The organism is Mycobacterium sp. TY814 (assembly GCF_030755175.1).
Classification (GTDB): domain Bacteria; phylum Actinomycetota; class Actinomycetes; order Mycobacteriales; family Mycobacteriaceae; genus Mycobacterium.
Map to the genome: position 1 here is coordinate 378,452 of NZ_JAUFRY010000004.1, position 20,457 is coordinate 398,908.

At 73.1% G+C, this 20,457-nt stretch carries 9 protein-coding genes and 1 tRNA gene; 1 reads left to right on the forward strand and 9 read right to left on the reverse strand.

Annotated features, from left to right (window positions below; translation table 11 throughout):
* Positions 1-194 precede the first annotated feature (194 nt).
* From QXH22_RS27030 to QXH22_RS27045, 4 genes are all read right to left on the reverse strand, one after another.
* Positions 195-13,352: a PE family protein gene (locus QXH22_RS27030; RefSeq protein WP_371934325.1), complete on the reverse strand. Its 13,158-nt coding sequence runs from the start codon at positions 13,350-13,352 to the stop codon at positions 195-197.
* 833 nt (positions 13,353-14,185) lie between these two features.
* A tRNA-Ser gene (locus QXH22_RS27035) sits at positions 14,186-14,275 on the reverse strand.
* 29 nt (positions 14,276-14,304) lie between these two features.
* On the reverse strand, positions 14,305-14,763 hold the full coding sequence (locus QXH22_RS27040; RefSeq protein ID WP_306247943.1) for a nucleoside deaminase: 459 nt from the start codon (positions 14,761-14,763) through the stop codon (positions 14,305-14,307).
* Positions 14,764-14,777: 14 nt separating this feature from the next.
* Complete coding sequence (locus QXH22_RS27045) at positions 14,778-15,299, reverse strand: tRNA adenosine deaminase-associated protein (RefSeq protein WP_306246868.1); 522 nt, start codon at positions 15,297-15,299, stop codon at positions 14,778-14,780.
* 106 nt (positions 15,300-15,405) lie between these two features.
* Here QXH22_RS27045 and QXH22_RS27050 point away from each other — a divergent pair, with 106 nt between their 5' ends.
* On the forward strand, positions 15,406-16,350 hold the full coding sequence (locus tag QXH22_RS27050; protein ID WP_306247941.1) for a prephenate dehydrogenase: 945 nt from the start codon (positions 15,406-15,408) through the stop codon (positions 16,348-16,350).
* Here the strand turns inward: QXH22_RS27050 and QXH22_RS27055 are convergent.
* The 5 genes from QXH22_RS27055 to QXH22_RS27075 are packed head-to-tail and all read right to left on the reverse strand — an operon-like array spanning position 16,313 to position 20,352.
* A complete protein-coding gene (locus QXH22_RS27055) occupies positions 16,313-16,912 on the reverse strand; it encodes a putative glycolipid-binding domain-containing protein (RefSeq protein ID WP_306246866.1) in 600 nt (199 codons plus the stop codon). The genes QXH22_RS27050 and QXH22_RS27055 overlap by 38 nt on opposite strands.
* Positions 16,913-16,916: 4 nt before the next feature.
* Positions 16,917-17,651 carry an ABC transporter permease gene (locus tag QXH22_RS27060; RefSeq protein ID WP_306246864.1) on the reverse strand — a complete coding sequence of 245 codons (735 nt, stop codon included), beginning with the start codon at positions 17,649-17,651 and terminating at the stop codon, positions 16,917-16,919.
* The gene (locus tag QXH22_RS27065) at positions 17,648-18,316 is read right to left on the reverse strand and encodes an ABC transporter permease (protein ID WP_306246862.1); all 669 of its coding nucleotides are present in this window, start codon (positions 18,314-18,316) and stop codon (positions 17,648-17,650) included. The genes QXH22_RS27060 and QXH22_RS27065 overlap by 4 nt, the downstream gene beginning before the upstream one ends.
* 4 nt (positions 18,317-18,320) lie before the next feature.
* Positions 18,321-19,421, reverse strand: coding sequence for an ABC transporter ATP-binding protein (locus tag QXH22_RS27070; RefSeq protein WP_306246860.1), 1,101 nt, complete (start codon positions 19,419-19,421; stop codon positions 18,321-18,323).
* A gap of 1 nt (position 19,422) precedes the next feature.
* The gene (locus QXH22_RS27075) at positions 19,423-20,352 is read right to left on the reverse strand and encodes an ABC transporter substrate-binding protein (protein WP_306247939.1); all 930 of its coding nucleotides are present in this window, start codon (positions 20,350-20,352) and stop codon (positions 19,423-19,425) included.
* Between the last annotated feature and the right edge of the window lie 105 nt (positions 20,353-20,457).

Here is a 20,457-nt window from a genome sequence, read left to right on the forward strand (position 1 = left end):
GGCGGCTTCGGTGGCGGGTTATCTCCGTCCCAGATCGCGTTGGACACATTGCCCATTCCGCCGAGGAGTGCTCATGGATGGTTCCTTTCTCTGTCGGACTGAGATGAGCCTCGGTGGTTTGCGGAGTTCTCGCGTTTGACGGATCGGGAAGAGCGTCAGCCTCCTTTCACTTTCGCCGGTCGATGGGAACTGCCTCAGCCATTCAGACCTGGTTGGCCGGGGTTGCCGGAATCGGAAGGACTTCCGCCCGCGCCCTTCCCACCGGGGCCACCGGCCCCGCCGGCGCCGCCAAAGCCACCGATGACTCCCGTGCCGCCGTTGCCGCCATTTCCGCCGTCGCCGCCTGATCCGCCCAACTTGCCGTTGCCGCCCAGGCCACCGACTCCGCCCGTACCACCGCCACCTCCGGTGCCCCCTGCGGTGGCGGCACCACCATCACCGGCTCGACCGCCGGCTCCACCGGGGCCACCGACCGTGAAGAGATTGTCACCGTTGCCGCCGATGCCGCCGGTGCCGCCGGTGCCACCGACACCGCCGACGCCCCACTCTGTTCCGCCACCGGTACCGCCAGCTCCACCAGCGCCAGCGGTCCCGCCGTTGATGAAGATCGCTCCGCTGCCGCCGTTGCCGCCGGTGCCGCCCTTACCTCCGGCGCCGCCGACTCCGTTCCCGAATGCGAAGCCACCGTTGCCGCCCCGGCCGCCGACAACGCCGGTCTGGCCGCCAGCCGTCGTCGGGTGACCCGCGTTACCACCTGCCCCTCCGACGCCGCCGTTGCCGTATGTCCCGGTTGCTCCCGTGGCCCCGCCATCGGTGCCGGTACCACCTGCCCCGGCGAAACCACCCGAGCCGCCGGTGCCACCGGCACCGCCAGCCTGGGGGTTGATTGCATCACTGCCCGCCGCACCGGCACCACCGGTACCACCGGTGCCGCCCGCGCCGCCCTTGCCACCATTGCCGCCGCCGACCCCGTTCACGCCGGCGCCGCCGGCGCCACCCTTTCCGCCGTTGCCGCCTTGGGAGCCAAAGCCGCCGTTAGCTCCTGGGCTTCCACCATTGGCACCCGCGCCGCCCGTGCTTCCGTTGCCGCCGTCGCCGCCGGTACCGCCGTGGCCGTCGATGCCCGCGGCGCTGGCACCGTTGGAACCGGCCGACCCGGCCGCACCGCCAGCGCCGCCGTCGCCGCCATTCTGACGGATGCCGCTTGGGGGCAGCACGGAGTCACCACCGCGGCCCCCTGCGCCGCCGTAGCCACCGTCACCGTTACGTCCGCCGATACCCCCTCCGGCACCACCGTTACCGCCGGCGCCGCCGACGCCGCCGGTGCTGCCACCTGGGACACCAAAACCGCCGTTGCTGCCATTGGCGGCAGCTCCGCCGATGCCGCCGCCGCCGCCGGCCCCACCGTCACCGGCGATGCCGGCAGCACTGGTCGCTTGCCCGCCGGTGCCGCCGCTCCCACCGGCACCGCCACTGGCGCCCAGCGTCCCACTGCCGTCGATACCCGCGCCGCCGAACCCGCCGGCACCACCTGCGCCGCCGTCACCGCCGTTACCTGCGCCGCCCGACAAGTTCGTGCCTGCAGCGCCACCGGCGCCGCCGGTACCTCCGGCACCACCGACCCCGGCCACGCCGTTGCTTGAGCCACCAGCCCCGCCCAGCCCGCCGGCACCACCTGCGCCGCCGTCACCGTTGACGCCGCCAGGGCCGCCGGCGTTGCCGCCGGTGCCACCTGCGCCACCGGTGCCGCCCTTGCCACCCGCTACACCGGAATTGAACCCGCCGCTGAGGCCGTCGCCGCCCTTGCCGCCCGTTCCGGCATTACCGCCATCACCGCCGAGACCCGCCGCACCAACACCGCCGCCAGCCGCGCCCCCGGCACCACCGTTGCCGCCGGCGCCACCAGCACCGGCCGTGGTCAGGCTCACGCCACCCATGCCGCCCGCACCGCCGACCCCGCCATCGCCGCCGTTGCCGTTGACACCCCCGGCACCGGCGCTGCCACCAGCGCCGCCGGCACCACCAAACCCACCGGCAAACCCGGCCTGGCCGCCCACGCCAGCGCCGTTATCGCCCGCACCACCAGCACCGCCCCCGCCGCCAGTGCCGCCGGTACCCGCGTTGCCCGCAATGCCGCCGGTGCCGCCGCTACCCGCGGCGCCCCCTGCACCCGCATTACCGCCCGCGCCACCCACGCCGCCGTTACCACCGGCGACGAATGAACCGACTCCGCTGCCGCCGTTGCCGCCCTTGCCGCCGATGCCGCCGTTGCCACCGATGCCGCCACTGCCGTTAGTGCCGCCGGTACCGGCACCGGCGTTGCCACCGGCCCCACCAGCACCGCCCTGGCCACCCGCGGCACCCGCATCGCCGATGACTCCGGCCCCGGATCCGGCCGCCCCGAAACCACCCGCACCGCCGACACCACCAGTGCCACCAGTGCCGCCGTCACCGGACTTGCCGGCCGCACCGGTCACCGAACCGGCACCACCGGCACCCGCTGCACCGCCCTGGCCACCGGCGCCACCGTCGCCACCCTGACCGCCATAGAGGCCCTGGTTGGCACTGTTATCAATCCCGGCCGCACCCGCGCCGCCGTGACCACCCACACCGCCGGTGCCACCAATACCGCCGGCGCCCTGGACCCCGCCGGTCCCAGCACCGGCAGCGCCACCGACACCACCGGCACCGCCCTGACCACCCGCGGCACCCGCATCGCCGATGACTCCGGCCCCGGACCCGGCCGCCCCGAAACCGCCCGCACCGCCGAAACCACCGGTGCCGCCGGTGCCACCCGAGCCGGACTTACCGGCCGCACCGGTCACCGACCCGGCGCCACCAGCTCCGGCGTCACCGCCGACTCCGCCGGCGCCACCGGTGCCGCCGGCCCCACCGACCACCCCAGCCAACCCACTGTTATCCCGGCCGCCGCCGCCGAACCCGCCGGTGCCACCGACACCACCGTCACCACCGGCCCCGCCGGCGCCCTGCACCCCGCCGGTCCCGGCACCCGCAGCGCCACCCACACCACCGGTGCCACCCGCCCCGCCGGCGCCACCAGCAAACCCGGACCCGCCCTCAGGGGCCCCACCAATACCGAAACCACCGGCCCCGCCGACACCACCAGTGCCACCGGCGCCACCAGAGCCCGACTTACCCGCCGCACCGGTCACCGACCCGGCGCCACCACCCCCGGCGTTACCGCCGACACCACCAGTGCCGCCGGTGCCGCCGACCCCACCAGTGGCGCCTTGCACCGCGCTATCGATACCGGCCCCGCCGGTGCCGCCCTTACCGCCCACACCGCCATCACCACCGAGACCACCAGCGCCCTGGACCCCGCCGGTCCCGGCACCGGCAGCGCCACCCGCACCACCAAAGCCGCCCTGGCCACCCGCAGCACCCTCACCGCCGGTGCCGCCGCCGGCCAACCCGGCCGACCCGTAGCCACCCGTCCCGCCGACACCACCAGTGCCACCGACACCACCATCACCGGACTTGCCGGCCGCCCCCACGGTCGAGCCGGCGCCACCGGCACCCGCGGCGCCACCGACACCGCCGGCACCACCGTCACCACCCTGACCGCCGTAAAGACCCTGGTAGGCGCTGTTATCGATCCCGGCCCCACCGGTGCCGCCGGTGCCACCGACACCACCGTCACCACCGGCACCGCCGGCGCCCTGGACCCCGCCGGTCCCGCCACCGGCGGCGCCACCGACACCACCAGTGCCACCCGCCCCGCCAGCGCCACCAGCAAACCCGGACCCGCCCTCAGGAGCCCCACCGATACCGAAACCACCGGCCCCGCCGACACCGCCAGTGCCACCGGTGCCACCGTCACCGGACTTGCCGGCGGCACCCACGGTCGAGCCGGCGCCACCGACCCCGGCGTTACCGCCGACCCCACCAGCGCCACCGGTGCCGCCGACCCCACCCGCGGCGCCTTGCACCGCACTATCGACACCAGCCCCACCGGTGCCGCCCTTGCCGCCCACACCGCCATCACCACCGAGACCGCCGGCGCCCTGGACCCCGCCGGTCCCGGCACCCGCAGCCCCACCGGCACCACCAAAGCCGCCCTGGCCACCCGCAGCGCCCTGACCACCGGTGCCGCCGCCAGCCGCCCCGGCCGCGCCGAAGCCACCGGTCCCGCCGACACCACCAGTGCCACCGACACCGCCATCACCGGACTTGCCGGCCGCCCCCACGGTCGAGCCGGCGCCACCAGCACCGGCGGCGCCACCGACACCGCCGGCACCACCGTCACCACCCTGACCGCCGTAAAGACCCTGATAGGCGCTGTTATCGAGCCCGGCCGCACCCGCACCGCCGTGACCGCCCACACCACCGCCGCCCCCGGCACCACCAGCACCCTGGACCCCGCCGGTCCCGGCACCCGCAGCGCCACCAGCACCACCGGCACCGCCTTGGCCACCCGCGGCACCCACCTCACCAGTGGCCCCGGGCGTGGCCGCATTCGCCCCGAAACCACCGCCACCACCAACACCACCAGCGCCACCGACACCCCCAGAGCCCGACTGACCCGCCGCACCGGTCACCGAGCCGGCGCCACCAGCACCGGCGTCACCACCCTGGCCACCGGCCCCACCGGCCCCGCCGATGCCACCGGCCACCCCGGCCAGCGCACTGTTATCCGCCCCGGCGCCCCCGGCGCCACCGCCGCCACCGACACCACCGTCACCACCGACACCACCAGCACCCTGGACCCCGCCGGTCCCGGCACCCGCGGCGCCACCGACACCACCGGTGCCACCGGCCCCGCCCGCGGCACCAGCAAACCCGGCCCCGCCCTCGGGGGCCCCACCGATACCGAAGCCACCGGCCCCGCCGACACCACCGGTGCCACCGGTGCCACCGGAACCGGACTTACCCGCCGCACCGGTCACCGAGCCGGCGCCACCAGCACCGGCGTCACCACCGACACCGCCGGCACCACCGGTGCCGCCGATGCCACCGGCCACCCCGGCCAACCCACTGTTATCCCGCCCGGCGCCACCGAACCCACCGGTGCCACCCACACCACCATCACCACCAGCGCCGCCGGCGCCCTGGACCCCGCCGGTCCCGCCACCGGCGGCGCCACCCACACCCCCGGTGCCACCCGCCCCGCCGGCGCCACCGGTGAACCCGGACCCGCCTTCGGGGGCGCCACCGATACCGAAGCCACCGGCCCCGCCGACACCGCCAGTGCCACCGGTGCCACCGTCACCGGACTTGCCGGCCGCACCCACGCTCGAGCCGGCGCCACCGACCCCGGCGTTACCGCCGACCCCACCCGCACCGCCGGTGCCGCCGACCCCACCCGCAGCGCCTTGCACCGCGCTATCGACACCGGCCCCACCGGTGCCGCCCTTGCCGCCCACACCGCCATCACCACCGAGACCACCAGCGCCCTGGACCCCGCCGGTCCCGGCACCCGCAGCGCCACCGGCACCACCAAAGCCGCCCTGGCCACCCGCAGCGCCCTCACCACCGGTGCCGCCGCCAGCCGCCCCGGCCGCGCCGAAGCCACCCGTCCCGCCGACACCACCGGTGCCACCGACACCGCCATCACCGGACTGACCCGCTGCACCCACGGTCGAGCCGGCGCCGCCGGCACCGGCGGCGCCACCGACACCGCCGGCACCACCGTCACCACCCTGACCGCCGTAAAGACCCTGATAGGCGCTGTTATCGAGCCCGGCCGCACCCGCACCGCCGTGACCGCCCACACCACCGCCGCCCCCGGCACCACCAGCACCCTGGACCCCGCCGGTCCCGGCACCCGCAGCGCCACCAGCACCACCAGCACCGCCCTGGCCACCCGCGGCACCCACCTCACCAGTGGCCCCGGGCGTGGCCCCAACCGCCCCGAAACCACCGCCACCACCAACACCACCAGCGCCACCGGCACCACCAGAGCCCGACTGACCCGCCGCACCGGTCACCGACCCGGCGCCACCAGCACCAGCGTCACCACCCGCGCCACCCACACCACCGGCCCCGCCGATGCCACCGGCCACCCCGGCCAACGCACTGTTATCCGCCCCGGCGCCCCCGGCGCCCCCGCCGCCACCGACACCACCGTCACCACCGACACCACCAGCACCCTGGACCCCGCCAGTCCCGGCACCGGCAGCGCCACCAGCACCACCGGTGCCACCAGCCCCGCCCGCGGCACCGGCATCACCGATGACTCCGGCCCCGGACCCGGCCGCCCCGAAGCCACCCGCACCACCGAAACCACCGGTGCCGCCGGTACCACCGTCACCGGACTTGCCCGCCGCACCGCTCACCGAGCCGGCGCCACCAGCACCGGCGTCACCACCCTGGCCACCGGCCCCACCGGCCCCGCCGATGCCACCGGCCACCCCGGCCAACGCACTGTTATCCGCCCCGGCGCCCCCAGCGCCCCCGCCGCCACCGACACCACCGTCACCACCGACACCACCAGCACCCTGGACCCCGCCGGTCCCGGCACCCGCAGCGCCACCGACACCACCGGTGCCACCGGCCCCGCCCGCGGCACCAGCAAACCCGGCCCCGCCCTCGGGGGCCCCACCGATACCGAAGCCACCGGCACCGCCGACACCACCGGTGCCACCGGTGCCACCGGAACCCGACTTACCCGCCGCACCCGCGGTCGAGCCAGCGCCACCAGCACCGGCGTCACCACCGACACCGCCGGCACCACCGGTGCCGCCGATGCCACCGGCCACCCCGGCCAACCCACTGTTATCCCGCCCGGCGCCACCGAACCCACCGGTGCCACCCACACCACCATCACCACCGGCACCGCCGGCGCCCTGCACCCCACCGGTCCCGCCACCGGCGGCGCCACCCACACCCCCGGTGCCACCCGCCCCGCCAGCGCCACCGGTGAACCCGGACCCGCCTTCGGGGGCCCCACCGATACCGAAGCCACCGGCCCCGCCGACACCGCCAGTGCCACCGGTGCCACCGGAACCGGACTTGCCGGCCGCACCCACGCTCGAGCCGGCGCCACCGACCCCGGCGTTACCGCCGACCCCACCCGCACCGCCGGTGCCGCCGACCCCACCCGCAGCGCCTTGCACCGCGCTATCGACACCGGCCCCACCGGTGCCGCCCTTGCCGCCCACACCGCCATCACCACCGAGACCACCAGCGCCCTGGACCCCGCCGGTCCCGGCACCCGCAGCCCCACCGGCACCACCAAAGCCGCCCTGGCCACCCGCAGCGCCCTCACCACCGGTGCCGCCGCCAGCCGCCCCGGCCGCGCCGAAGCCACCCGTCCCGCCGACACCACCGGTGCCACCGACACCGCCATCACCGGACTTGCCGGCCGCACCGGTCACCGAGCCGGCGCCGCCGGCACCGGCGGCGCCACCGACACCGCCGGCACCACCGTCACCACCCTGACCGCCGTAAAGACCCTGATAGGCGCTGTTATCGAGCCCGGCCGCACCCGCACCGCCGTGACCGCCCACACCACCGCCGCCCCCGGCACCACCAGCACCCTGGACCCCGCCGGTCCCGGCACCCGCAGCGCCACCAGCACCACCGGCACCGCCCTGGCCACCCGCGGCACCCACCTCACCAGTGGCCCCGGGCGTGGCCCCAACCGCCCCGAAACCACCGCCACCACCAACACCACCAGCGCCACCGGCACCACCAGAGCCCGACTGACCCGCCGCACCGGTCACCGACCCGGCGCCACCAGCACCGGCGTCACCACCCGCGCCACCCACACCACCGGCCCCGCCGATGCCACCGGCCACCCCGGCCAACGCACTGTTATCCGCCCCGGCGCCCCCGGCGCCCCCGCCGCCACCGACACCACCGTCACCACCGACACCACCAGCACCCTGGACCCCGCCAGTCCCGGCACCGGCAGCGCCACCGACACCACCGGTGCCACCGGCCCCGCCCGCGGCACCGGCATCACCGATGACTCCGGCCCCGGACCCGGCCGCCCCGAAGCCACCCGCACCACCGAAACCACCGGTGCCGCCGGTACCACCGTCACCGGACTTGCCCGCCGCACCGCTCACCGAGCCGGCGCCACCAGCACCGGCGTCACCACCCGCGCCACCGGCCCCACCGGCCCCGCCGATGCCACCGGCCACCCCGGCCAGCGCACTGTTATCCGCCCCGGCGCCCCCAGCGCCCCCGCCGCCACCGACACCACCGTCACCACCGACACCACCAGCACCCTGCACCCCGCCGGTCCCGGCACCCGCAGCGCCACCGACACCCCCGGTGCCACCGGCCCCGCCCGCGGCACCAGCAAACCCGGCCCCGCCCTCGGGGGCCCCACCGATACCGAAGCCACCGGCACCGCCGACACCACCGGTGCCACCGGTGCCACCGGAACCCGACTTACCCGCCGCACCCGCGGTCGAGCCGGCGCCACCAGCACCGGCGTCACCACCGACACCGCCGGCACCACCGGTGCCGCCGATGCCACCGGCCACCCCGGCCAACCCACTGTTATCCCGCCCGGCGCCACCGAACCCACCGGTGCCACCCACACCACCATCACCACCGGCACCGCCGGCGCCCTGCACCCCACCGGTCCCGCCACCGGCGGCGCCACCCACACCCCCGGTGCCACCCGCCCCGCCAGCGCCACCGGTGAACCCGGACCCGCCTTCGGGGGCGCCACCGATACCGAAGCCACCGGCCCCGCCGACACCGCCAGTGCCACCGGTGCCACCGGAGCCGGACTTGCCGGCCGCACCCACGCTCGAGCCGGCGCCACCGACCCCGGCGTTACCGCCGACCCCACCCGCACCGCCGGTGCCGCCGACCCCACCCGCAGCGCCTTGCACCGCGCTATCGACACCGGCCCCACCGGTGCCGCCCTTGCCGCCCACACCGCCATCACCACCGAGACCACCAGCGCCCTGGACCCCGCCGGTCCCGGCACCCGCAGCCCCACCGGCACCACCAAAGCCGCCCTGGCCACCCGCAGCGCCCTCACCACCGGTGCCGCCGCCAGCCGCCCCGGCCGCGCCGAAGCCACCCGTCCCGCCGACACCACCGCTGCCACCGACACCGCCATCACCAGACTGACCCGCTGCACCCACGGTCGAGCCGGCGCCGCCGGCACCGGCGGCGCCACCGACACCGCCGGCACCACCGTCACCACCCTGACCGCCGTAAAGACCCTGATAGGCGCTGTTATCGAGCCCGGCCGCACCCGCACCGCCGTGACCGCCCACACCACCGCCGCCCCCGGCACCACCAGCACCCTGGACCCCGCCGGTCCCGGCACCCGCAGCGCCACCAGCACCACCAGCACCGCCCTGGCCACCCGCGGCACCCACCTCACCAGTGGCCCCGGGCGTGGCCCCAACCGCCCCGAAACCACCGCCACCACCAACACCACCAGCGCCACCGACACCGCCATCACCAGACTGACCGGCTGCACCCACGGTCGAGCCGGCACCACCAGCCCCGGCGTCACCACCGACACCGCCGGCACCACCGGTGCCGCCGACCCCACCAGCGACACCGTGCACCGCACTGTTATCCACACCCACGCCACCGGCACCACCGGTGCCGCCCACACCGCCGCCGCCCCCGGCACCACCAGCACCCTGGACCCCGCCGGTCCCGGCACCGGCAGCGCCACCAGCACCACCGGCACCGCCTTGGCCACCGGCGGCACCCACCTCTCCGGTGCCTCCGGGCGTGGCCGCATTCGCCCCGAAACCGCCGGCACCGCCGCCACCACCACCACCGCCGGCACCACCGTCACCGGACTTGCCCGCCGCACCGCTCACCGAGCCGGCGCCACCAGCACCGGCGTCACCACCCGCGCCACCGGCCCCACCGGCCCCGCCGATGCCACCGGCCACCCCGGCGAACGCACTGTTATCCGCCCCGGCGCCCCCGGCGCCCCCGCCGCCACCGACACCACCGTCACCACCGACACCACCAGCACCCTGCACCCCGCCGGTCCCGGCACCCGCAGCGCCACCGACACCCCCGGTGCCACCGGCCCCGCCCGCGGCACCAGCAAACCCGGCCCCGCCCTCGGGGGCCCCACCGATACCGAAGCCACCGGCACCGCCGACACCACCGGTGCCACCGGTGCCACCGGAACCCGACTTACCCGCCGCACCCGCGGTCGAGCCGGCGCCACCAGCACCGGCGTCACCACCGACACCGCCGGCACCACCGGTGCCGCCGATGCCACCGGCCACCCCGGCCAACCCACTGTTATCCCGCCCGGCGCCACCGAAGCCACCGGTGCCACCCACACCACCATCACCACCGGCACCGCCGGCGCCCTGCACCCCACCGGTCCCGCCACCGGCGGCGCCACCCACACCCCCGGTGCCACCCGCCCCGCCAGCGCCACCGGTGAACCCGGACCCGCCTTCGGGGGCGCCACCGATACCGAAGCCACCGGCCCCGCCGACACCGCCAGTGCCACCGGTGCCACCGGAGCCGGACTTGCCGGCCGCACCCACGCTCGAGCCGGCGCCACCGACCCCGGCGTTACCGCCGACCCCACCCGCACCGCCGGTGCCGCCGACCCCACCCGCAGCGCCTTGCACCGCGCTATCGACACCGGCCCCACCGGTGCCGCCCTTGCCGCCCACACCGCCATCACCACCGAGACCACCAGCGCCCTGGACCCCGCCGGTCCCGGCACCCGCAGCCCCACCGGCACCACCCGTGCCACCCGCCCCGCCGGCGCCGCCGGTAAACCCGGCCCCGCCCTCCGGGGCCCCACCAATACCGAAGCCACCGCCACCACCGACACCACCGGTGCCACCGGTGCCGCCGGAGCCCGACTTACCCGCGGCACCGACCGTCGAGCCGGCACCACCCACCCCGGCGTTACCGCCGACACCACCAGCACCACCGGTGCCGCCGACCCCTCCAGTAGCCCCCTGCACCGCACTATCGACACCGGCCCCGCCGGTCCCGCCCTTACCGCCCACACCGCCATCACCACCGAGACCGCCGACGCCCTGGACCCCGCCGGTCCCGGCACCGGCAGCGCCGCCGGCACCACCGGCACCGCCCTGACCACCCGCAGCACCCACCTCACCGGTGCCTCCAGCCGTGGCCGCATTCGCCCCGAAACCGCCGGCACCGCCGCCGCCACCACCACCACCGACACCGCCCGAGCCGGACTTACCGGCCGCACCGCTCACCGAGCCGGCGCCACCAGCACCGGCGTCACCACCCTGGCCGCCAGCACCACCCGTGCCGCCGACCCCACCGGCGGCGCCTTGCACCGCACTGTTATCCACACCCACGCCACCGGCACCACCGGTGCCGCCCACACCGCCGCCGCCGCCGGCCCCGCCCGCGCCCTGGACCCCGCCCACACCAGCACCTGCAGCGCCACCGGCACCACCAGCACCGCCGTGGCCACCGGAGGCACCCGCATCGCCGGTGCCTCCGGCCGTGGCCGCATTCGCCCCGAAGCCGCCCGCACCGCCGCCACCACCGGCGCCACCGGTGCCACCGGCGCCCGACTTACCCGCCGCACCCACGGTCGACCCGGCGCCGCCAGCACCCGCGTCGCCGCCGACACCACCGGCACCACCAGTGCCGCCGACACCACCAGCGGCCCCTTGCACCGCAGTGTTATCCACACCCACACCACCGACACCACCGGTGCCACCCACACCACCGCCGCCACCGGCACCACCCGCGCCTTGAGACCCGCCAGCACCGGCACCCGCGGCGCCACCGGCACCACCGGCACCGCCGTGGCCACCGGCGGCACCCGCATCGCCGGTGCCTCCGGCCGTGACCGCATTCGCCCCGAAGCCACCCGCACCGCCGCCACCACCAGCGCCACCCGTACCACCCGAACCCGACTTACCCGCTGCACCGGTCACCGACCCGGCGCCACCAGCACCGGCATCGCCACCCTGGCCGCCGGCACCACCGGTCCCGCCGGTCCCGCCGGCCACACCGGCCAGCGCGCTGTTGTCCACCCCCGCGGCACCGGCACCGCCATGACCACCCACACCACCGCCGCCACCGGCACCACCCGCGCCCTGCACCCCGCCAGCACCAGCACCCGCGGCGCCACCGGCACCACCAGCACCGCCGTGGCCACCGGCGGCACCCGCATCGCCGGTGCCTCCGGCCGTGGCCGCATTCGCCCCGAAGCCGCCCGCACCGCCGCCACCGCCAGCGCCACCCGTGCCGCCCGAGCCCGACTTACCCGCCGCTCCGGTCACCGACCCGGCGCCACCGGCACCGGCGCTGCCGCCGACACCGCCGGCACCACCGGTTCCGCCGACACCACCAGCCACCCCGGCCAACGCACTGTTGTCCACACCCGCGCCACCGACGCCACCGGTGCCACCCACGCCACCATCACCACCAGCCCCGCCGACTCCCTGTCCGCCGGCGTTACCCAGCAGCAGGCCACCCGAGCCACCTGCGCCCCCCGCCCCCGCAGCGCCTCCCGCGCCGCCGTCCCCGCCAGTGCCCCCGGCAATACCAAGCCCAACGCCACCGCCGCCAGCACCGCCGCCACCACCTGCGCCGCCAGCCCCGCCGGCCCCACCCGTGCCACCCGCGCCGAACAACAGCGATCCGCTGCCACCGCCGACACCGCCGGCGCCACCACTGCCAGCCACGCCACCCGTACCGCCCACGGCGCCTGGTGCTGCGCTATCCATGCCAGCCCCACCGTGGCCGCCGACTCCGCCGGCGCCGCCGGCCCCACCGGCCCCGAAGAACAACGAGCGCGCCACACCACCGACGCCACCGGCCCCGCCGTTACCGGCGATGCCGCCCGAGCCACCACCGATACCCCCGGCGCCACCGACACCGCCGGCGCCGCCTGCACCCCACAACCAGCCGCCGCTGCCACCGGCGCCACCAACTCCGCCCGCCATGCCGACCGCACCGGCGCCACCGGCGCCACCGACACCGCCGGTACCGACGAGGCCGGCAGCACCACCAGCTCCGCCATTGAGTCCTGTTGATCCGGACCCACCATTGCCGCCGTTGCCCCACAGGAGACCGCCGGCACCGCCGGCCTGCCCTGTTCCCGGCGCTCCATCAACACCATTACCGATCAGTGGACGACCGAGTAGCGCCTGAGTAGGAGCGTTGATTACCCCCAAGATCTGCTGCTCTACGGCCTGCAGCGGCCCCGCATTAGCCGCCTCAGCCAACCCGTATGTACCCGCGCTCGCAGTCAGCATCCGGATGAAGTCGTCATGGAACACGGCCACCCGCGCGCCCGCCACCTGATACTCCCGACCAAGCGAACCGAAGAGCTCCGCGATCGCCGCCGACACCTCATCACCCGCCGCCGGCAGCACCTCCGCCGTCGCCCCCCAAGCCGCCAGGTTGGCTTGCCTCAGGCCCGCACCCATCGTGGCTAGATTTCCAGCAGCCGCACTCAGGGAATCCGTAGAAGCGAAAACGAAAGACATCAGACAACCCCTTAGTCGCGGCCAGAATATGAAGAGACGAGGCCAGGAGAAATGGCACTCAGAGCGCACCCTACTCATGATTTTTTAGTTGCGATATAGATCACAAGATTTTCATCTGTGCTGCTAGATAGCCATGTTATGCACTATCTTTTCGAGCGTCTCAGATGAGCCGCGGATGTCTTGGGTGGGTCTTTTGTGACCGATTTCGGCGCCACCAAGATTGGCGATTTGCCGTATTCATTGAGCCTTGTTTGTCGCCCGTGAGAGTAATTTTTATCAAATACTTCGGAAATGTCGCGGATACGACATTTCCGTCTCAAGCCTCGCGGGCGCCCCGTTTATATGAGGTGCGCACGCAGAGACGCTGCGTCGGGTCCAGGAACCTCACCCTGCTCGGGAGGACTGGTCGACGCGGTGGCCGGCATGGGGGGGACAGTGATGGCGTGTCAGCAAGCCGTCGAGCTGACGTAGCTACGACCGTCGACACCAGCCGAGTCCCGGATCAAGCGAAGGGTAAGTGTTCACGACACAGTGATAGACGAGGTCATTGGTGACACCTGGGCAGACGACGGATGAGCCGCGTCCGCAGCTCCTAGCACCACCGCCGAATTCGGACTTCTGGCCGCCACCTCACCGGCTCCGAGCCCTGCTCGGTGAAAACCCATCACCCTGAGCAGCCAGCCCATCGACCCGGCCACAGGGACGGGCCTCACCAACAGAAAAACCCCGGCCGATGGCCGGGGAATCTGTAACCGATGACGCGACTCATCACATGGCGGTGGCGGAGGGATTTGAACCCTCGGACGGTTTTAGCCGTCACACGCTTTCGAGGCGTGCTCCTTAGGCCGCTCGGACACGCCACCGCCGAGCAGCTTACCGAACCACCCGCCGCTCACCCCAATCGCTGCCGGGCGAAGAACTCCTCGAGCGGCGCGGCGCACTCCGAGGCCAGCACCCCACCACGAACTTCGGGCCGATGATTGAGCCGGCGATCGCGCACCACATCCCACAGCGAGCCGACCGCGCCGGTCTTGGGCTCCCAGGCGCCGAATACCAGCCGAGCCACCCTGGCCAGCACCAACGCCCCAGCGCACATGGTGCACGGTTCGACGGTGACCGCCAGCGTCGCGCCTTCCAGCCGCCACCCGTCGCCCAGCTCGCGCGCGGCCTGCCGCAACGCCAGGATCTCCGCGTGGGCGGTGGGATCGCCGTCGGCTTCGCGGGCATTGACCGCCTGAGCCAACAAGGCCCCGTCGGGTCCGACGACGACGGCGCCGATCGGCACGTCACGAGGTCCGGCGGTCCTAGCGACCGCCAACGCGGCGCGGATCAGCTCCTCGTCGGAAGCCATCACCGACCGGCGAATCACCGACCGAGACGGTCGATCACCGCCGACAGCTGCTCGGCGAACCCCATCTCGCGAGCGATGCGGCCGAGTTGCTCGTCGGCATAGAGGTCGGTCTCGTCGAGGATGACCCCCAGCACCGCCTCGGGCAGCCCGATATCGGACAGCAACCCCAGGTCGCCCTCCTCGAACGGTTCGGCCTCCTCGAGATCTTCGGGATCGATCTCGGCATCCAGGCTGTCCAGCACCTCGGCGGCGATGTCGTAATCCAGCGCGGCGGTGGCATCAGAGAGCAGCAACCGGGTCCCGGATGGCGCCGGACGCACGATGACAAAGAATTCATCGTCGACGTCCAACAAGCCGAAGACGGCGCCCGAACTTCGCAGCTCCCGCAGTTCGGTCTCGGCGGCCGACAAACTGGTCAGCGCTCTAGGGCCCAGTGGCGCACAGCGCCACTTGCCCTCTTCGCGTACGACCGCGACGCCGAAGCCGTCGGGGGTGTCCGTGGACGGGCCTGCTGCTGAAGCCCGTTGTGCTCCCATGGCCGCCTACGCTAGTCCCTGACCTGGCCGGTGGCCAGATGAAGCGGTCCCAAGCGATCCGTCGCCGGTCGACCTGTGCCAACCTTGCACTGTGGGGAAGACACCGGTGTGCATTCTGGGGCTGGGTCTGATCGGCGGTTCGATTATGCGGGCCGCTGCCGGGGCGGGCCGTGAAGTATTCGGCTACAACCGTTCGGTGGAAGGCGCGCACGGCGCCCAGGCCGACGGGTTCGACGCCTCCACCGACCTCAGCGCCACCCTGGCCCGTGCCGCCGCCAAGGACGCCCTGATCGTGCTGGCCGTGCCCATGCCGGCGCTGCCCGGCATGCTGGCCCACATCGGCGACCTGGCCCCGGACTGCCCCCTGACCGATGTCACCAGCGTCAAGAAGGCGGTACTCGACGAGGTTATTGCCGCCGGCCTGCTAACGCGCTTCGTCGGGGGCCACCCGATGACCGGCACCGCGCACTCGGGCTGGACGGCCGGCCACGGCGGCTTGTTCAACCGGGCGCCCTGGGTGGTCAGTGTGGACGACCACGTCGACCCACACGTCTGGACGATGGTGACGGAGCTGGCCCTGGACTGCGGGGCGGTGGTGGTGCCCGCGAAATCCGACGAGCACGACGCCGCGGCGGCCGCCATCTCGCATCTGCCGCACCTACTCGCCGAGGCGCTGGCGATCACCGCCGCCGAGGTTCCGCTGGCGTTCGCACTGGCCGCGGGCTCGTTCCGGGACGCGACCCGGGTGGCGGGCACGGCGCCGGACCTGGTGCGGGCGATGTGTGAGGCCAACACCAGCCAGCTGACGCCAGCCACCGACCGGATCATCGAACTACTCGGACGCGCCCGCGAGTCACTGGCGCACAACGGCTCGGTAGCCGACCTGGTCGATGAGGGTCACGCCGCGCGCACGCGCTACGAGAGCTTCCCGCGCTCCGACATCGTCACCGTCGTCGTGGGCGCCGACGGATGGCGCCAGCAGCTAGCCGCGGCCGGCCGGGCCGGCGGGGTGATCAGATCCGCTCTGCCAACCCTGGATAGTCGACGATGAACCCGTCGGCGTCCACGACCACGGTGGTGTCAGCCACCGGCGACCGCAGTTTGATCGCATCCAGCCGGCCCTCACTGGTGTAGCTGACGGTCGCCGCGTCGACGGTCATCTCCGGCACATTCACGTAGACCATCGGCAGGACTACGGAGTCCGCCCGCTCGTGAATACCGAGCCGCCGGATAGGCAGTGCGTTGAAGAACGGACTGAACACCAGGTCGACGTCCAGGGCGCCGTTGTACCCGGAGCGTCGCTCCCCCTGATGATCGGTGATCAACCACATGTTCTCTTCGTCACGCGCGATGGCGAGCTGGCGTTCCCGCTCGGCGAGCGTCACCGTCAGGCCGAACCGCTTGGTCGCGCCCTTCTCGTCGGTCTGCAGTTCGTAGAAGGCCCCGAAGGCGGGATTGGTTGCGGTGGCCGCGGCCACGATACGGCCGTTGGCCTTGATTCTCTTGCCTGACAACTGGATTCGCACAGATTCCATGCGCGAAATGTCCTGCGCACGCCAGGTCAGCATCTGCGGCCAGGCGCTAGGAGTCGGTTCAGAGGGGGCTGCGGTCACGCCTCTACCGTAGGACCTGTTGGTCCACGGCGGCAGGTTTGTCCCCAACTGAGACATCACAGCACCGATTGCTACAGCTCAGCCGCCCGCTGCCCGGCGCCGAAGCCCACACCGCCACCGCCATCAGCCCGTCCAGGATCAGCGCCAACGCGGCCACCATCAGCGCACCGACGAGTGCGATGTGAAACTGGCGCTCTTTGATGCCGTCGATCAGGTAGCGGCCCAGTCCACCGAGGCTCGCGTAGGCGGCGACTGTGGCGGTGGCCACCACCTGCAGGGTCGCGTTGCGCAGGCCGCCCAGGATCAACGGCAACGCGTTGGGCACCTCGACCCGCAGCAGCACCTGGTGTTCGGCCATGCCAATGGCGCGTGCGGCGTCGACTACCAGCCGATCGACACCGGCGACGCCGGCGTACGCGCCGGCCAGCACTGACGGGATGCCCAGCAGCATCAGCGCCACAATCGGGGGCCCCAGTCCCAGCCCGTACACCAGCACCCCGAGCAGCAGCACGCCCAGCGTCGGCAACGCGCGCAGTCCGTTGACCGCGCCCACCACGAGTAACTGCCCGCGCCCGGTGTGCCCGATGACCAACCCCACCGGGAGGGCGATGACGGCCGAGGCGACCACGGCCAGTGCCGTGTATTCCAGGTGTTCGCCGATGCGGGCGGCCAAGCCGGCCGGGCCGGTCCAGTTGCTCGCGGTGGTGAGGAAGGACACCGCCTGTGCGACGAAGTTCATCGGGCGCCACCGACGATCGGGGACCGGAGGCGGCGGCCGTGCTCCCACGGCGTCGCCAGACGGCCGAGGATGCTGATCGTCGTGTCGACAACCACCGCGAGCGTGAACATCGCGATGATGCCGGCGACGATCTGCTCGCTCTTGTTCATCTGGAATCCCGCGGTGAACCAGGTGCCGAGCCCGCCGATGCCGATCACCGAGCCGACCGACACCATCGCGATGTTGGTCACCACCACCACCCGAAGGCCGGCCACCAGTACCGGAACAGACAGCGGCAGTTCAACTTTCAGCATCCGGGCCACCGGCCCGTAGCCGACCGCGACGGCCGCCTCGCGCAACTGCGCCGGTACCGCGTCCAGCGCCTCGAGAACCGCCCTGACCATCAGGGCGGTGGTGTAGGCACTCAGCGCGACGATCACATTCACTTCGTCGAGGATCCGTGTTCCGATGATCAGCGGCAGCACGACGAACAGTGCCAGGGACGGAATGGTGAAAACGACGCTCGCGGTCAGCGTCGTCAACCGGCGCGGCACCGGCGCGCGCTGCACCAGCAGACCGATCGGCACCGCAATTGCCAGCCCGATCAACACAGGCAGCAGCGACAGCCGCAGATGGACGACGGTCAGCGCCCACGCGGTGCCCAGATGCGTCAGCAGGTAGTTCATCGGGTTAGCCCTGCACCCGTCTGCGCGCCTGGGCCGCGGCCAGCACGTCAGTGGCCAGGACGCCTCCGACGACCTTCTCCGCGCGGTCGACGGCGACACCGACCGACGACGGCGACGACAGCGCCGCATCGAGGGCCTGGCTGAGGTTGCCGTCGACGTGAAACACCGAACCCACCGATGTCATCGCCTCGGTCAAAGGTTGGCCGCCGCGGTGCCGGCGCAGTCCGTCGGCATCGATCCAGCCTTGCGCCGCGCCGCCGTCGTCGACGACCAGCGCCCACCCATCCGGGAGTGCGGCACTCGCCAGTCCGGCAGCCGGGATCCGCTGGATCTCATGCAGCGGCAGTCCGGTCGCGTCGAGGAGTTGCAGCCACCGGTAGCCGCGCCCGAGGCCGATGAACCTGGCGACGAAGTCGTTGGCCGGCCGGGCGAGCAACCGTGCCGGCTCGTCGTATTGCTGTAGAACACCACCTGATCCGAACACGGCGACGCGGTCGGCGAGCCGGAGCGCCTCGTCGATGTCGTGGGTGACGAAAACGATGGTTTTGCGCAATTCGCTTTGCAGCCGCAGAATTTCGTTCTGCAAAGTGTGGCGGACCACCGGGTCGACGGCGGAGAATGCCTCGTCCATCAACAGAATCGGCGGGTCGGCGGCCAGTGCCCGTGCCACTCCTACCCGCTGTTGTTCGCCGCCGGAAAGTTGCGCGGGATACCGCGACGCGAGCTTCGGATTCAGCCCGACACGTTCGAGTACCTGGTAGGCAGCGGCGCGGGCCGCGCGCCGGGACTGACCGCAGAGCACCGGCACCGTGGCCACGTTGTCGATAACCCGTTGGTGGGGCATCAAACCCGCGCTCTGGATGACGTAGCCGATGCCGCGGCGCAGTCGCACCGGGCTGACCGACGAGACGTCCTTGCCGTCGACGGTCACGGTGCCCGACGTGGGATCAACCATCCGGTTGATCATGCGTAGCGCGGTGGTCTTCCCGCAGCCGGACGAGCCGACGAAGACCGTCAGCTTGCCTTCCGGCACATGCAGACTCAACCGGTCTACCGCCGTTGCGCCGCCGGCGAAAACCTTGCTGACGTTGTCGAAGGTGATCACATCAGCGCTCGATCGGCCGATCGAAACCGTTGTCGTGCACCCATTTCCGGGCCGCTTCGTCGGGATCGACGCCACCGTTGCCGAAGACCGCCGCGTTGAGTTTGGCGATACCGCCGGTGGTCAGCTTCGCCGAGACCGCATCGAGCACCTCCTTGAGGCGGTCCGACTTCTTCTGCGAATTAACCAGCGGCACAATGTTTCCGGCCAGAAAGTTGTGCTCAGGATCCTCCAGCGCCACCAGGTGATCCTGCACCACGGCCGGCGAGGTACTGAAAATGTTGGCGGCGGTCGCCGATCCGTCCACCAACGCCCGCACCGTCACCGGGCCGCCGCCGTCGTTGATCGTCATGAAGTTGCCGGAACTGATATCGAGTCCGTACTTCTGCTTGAGCCCGATCAGCCCGGACGGACGGGTCGCGAAGGCTGACGGCGCGGCGAAACGCACCTCGGCGGAATGCGCAGCGAGGTCCCCGATCGTCTTGAGGCTCCACTTGGCGGCGGTGGCGGCGGTGACTGTGACGGTGTCGGTATCCGAAGCAGGCGACGGAGTGAGAATGGAGAGGTCACCGGGCAGCCGCTGATAGAGCTGCAACTCGACCGCGTCGAGAACGGTGGCCTTTGAGTCCGGCTCGAAGTAGAGCAGCAGATTGCCGATGTACTCCGGAACCAGGTCGATGGAATGGTCTTTGAGCGCCGGGATATACGTCTCCCGGCTGCCGATGCCCATTCTCCGTCCGACGTCGAAGCCGTTGGCATGCAGTGCCTGCGCGTAGATTTCGGCGACGATCTGCGATTCCGGGAAGTCGCCGGATCCCACCACGATGGACCTGGGGCCACCCGCGCCGGATCCGAACGGATCGGGATTGCCGCACGCCGCAATCGGGTATCCGAGCAGCAACACAATCGCGGCGAGTGTTGCCCGCCGCAGCATTTCCACCCTGACGAGACTACGTTGCCGCGATGCCGCCGCAGCCGAGCATGCGAGGAGTTTTCCTGTGGTTTGGTTTCATTCCGTGCCGTATGGGTCAAAGATGGA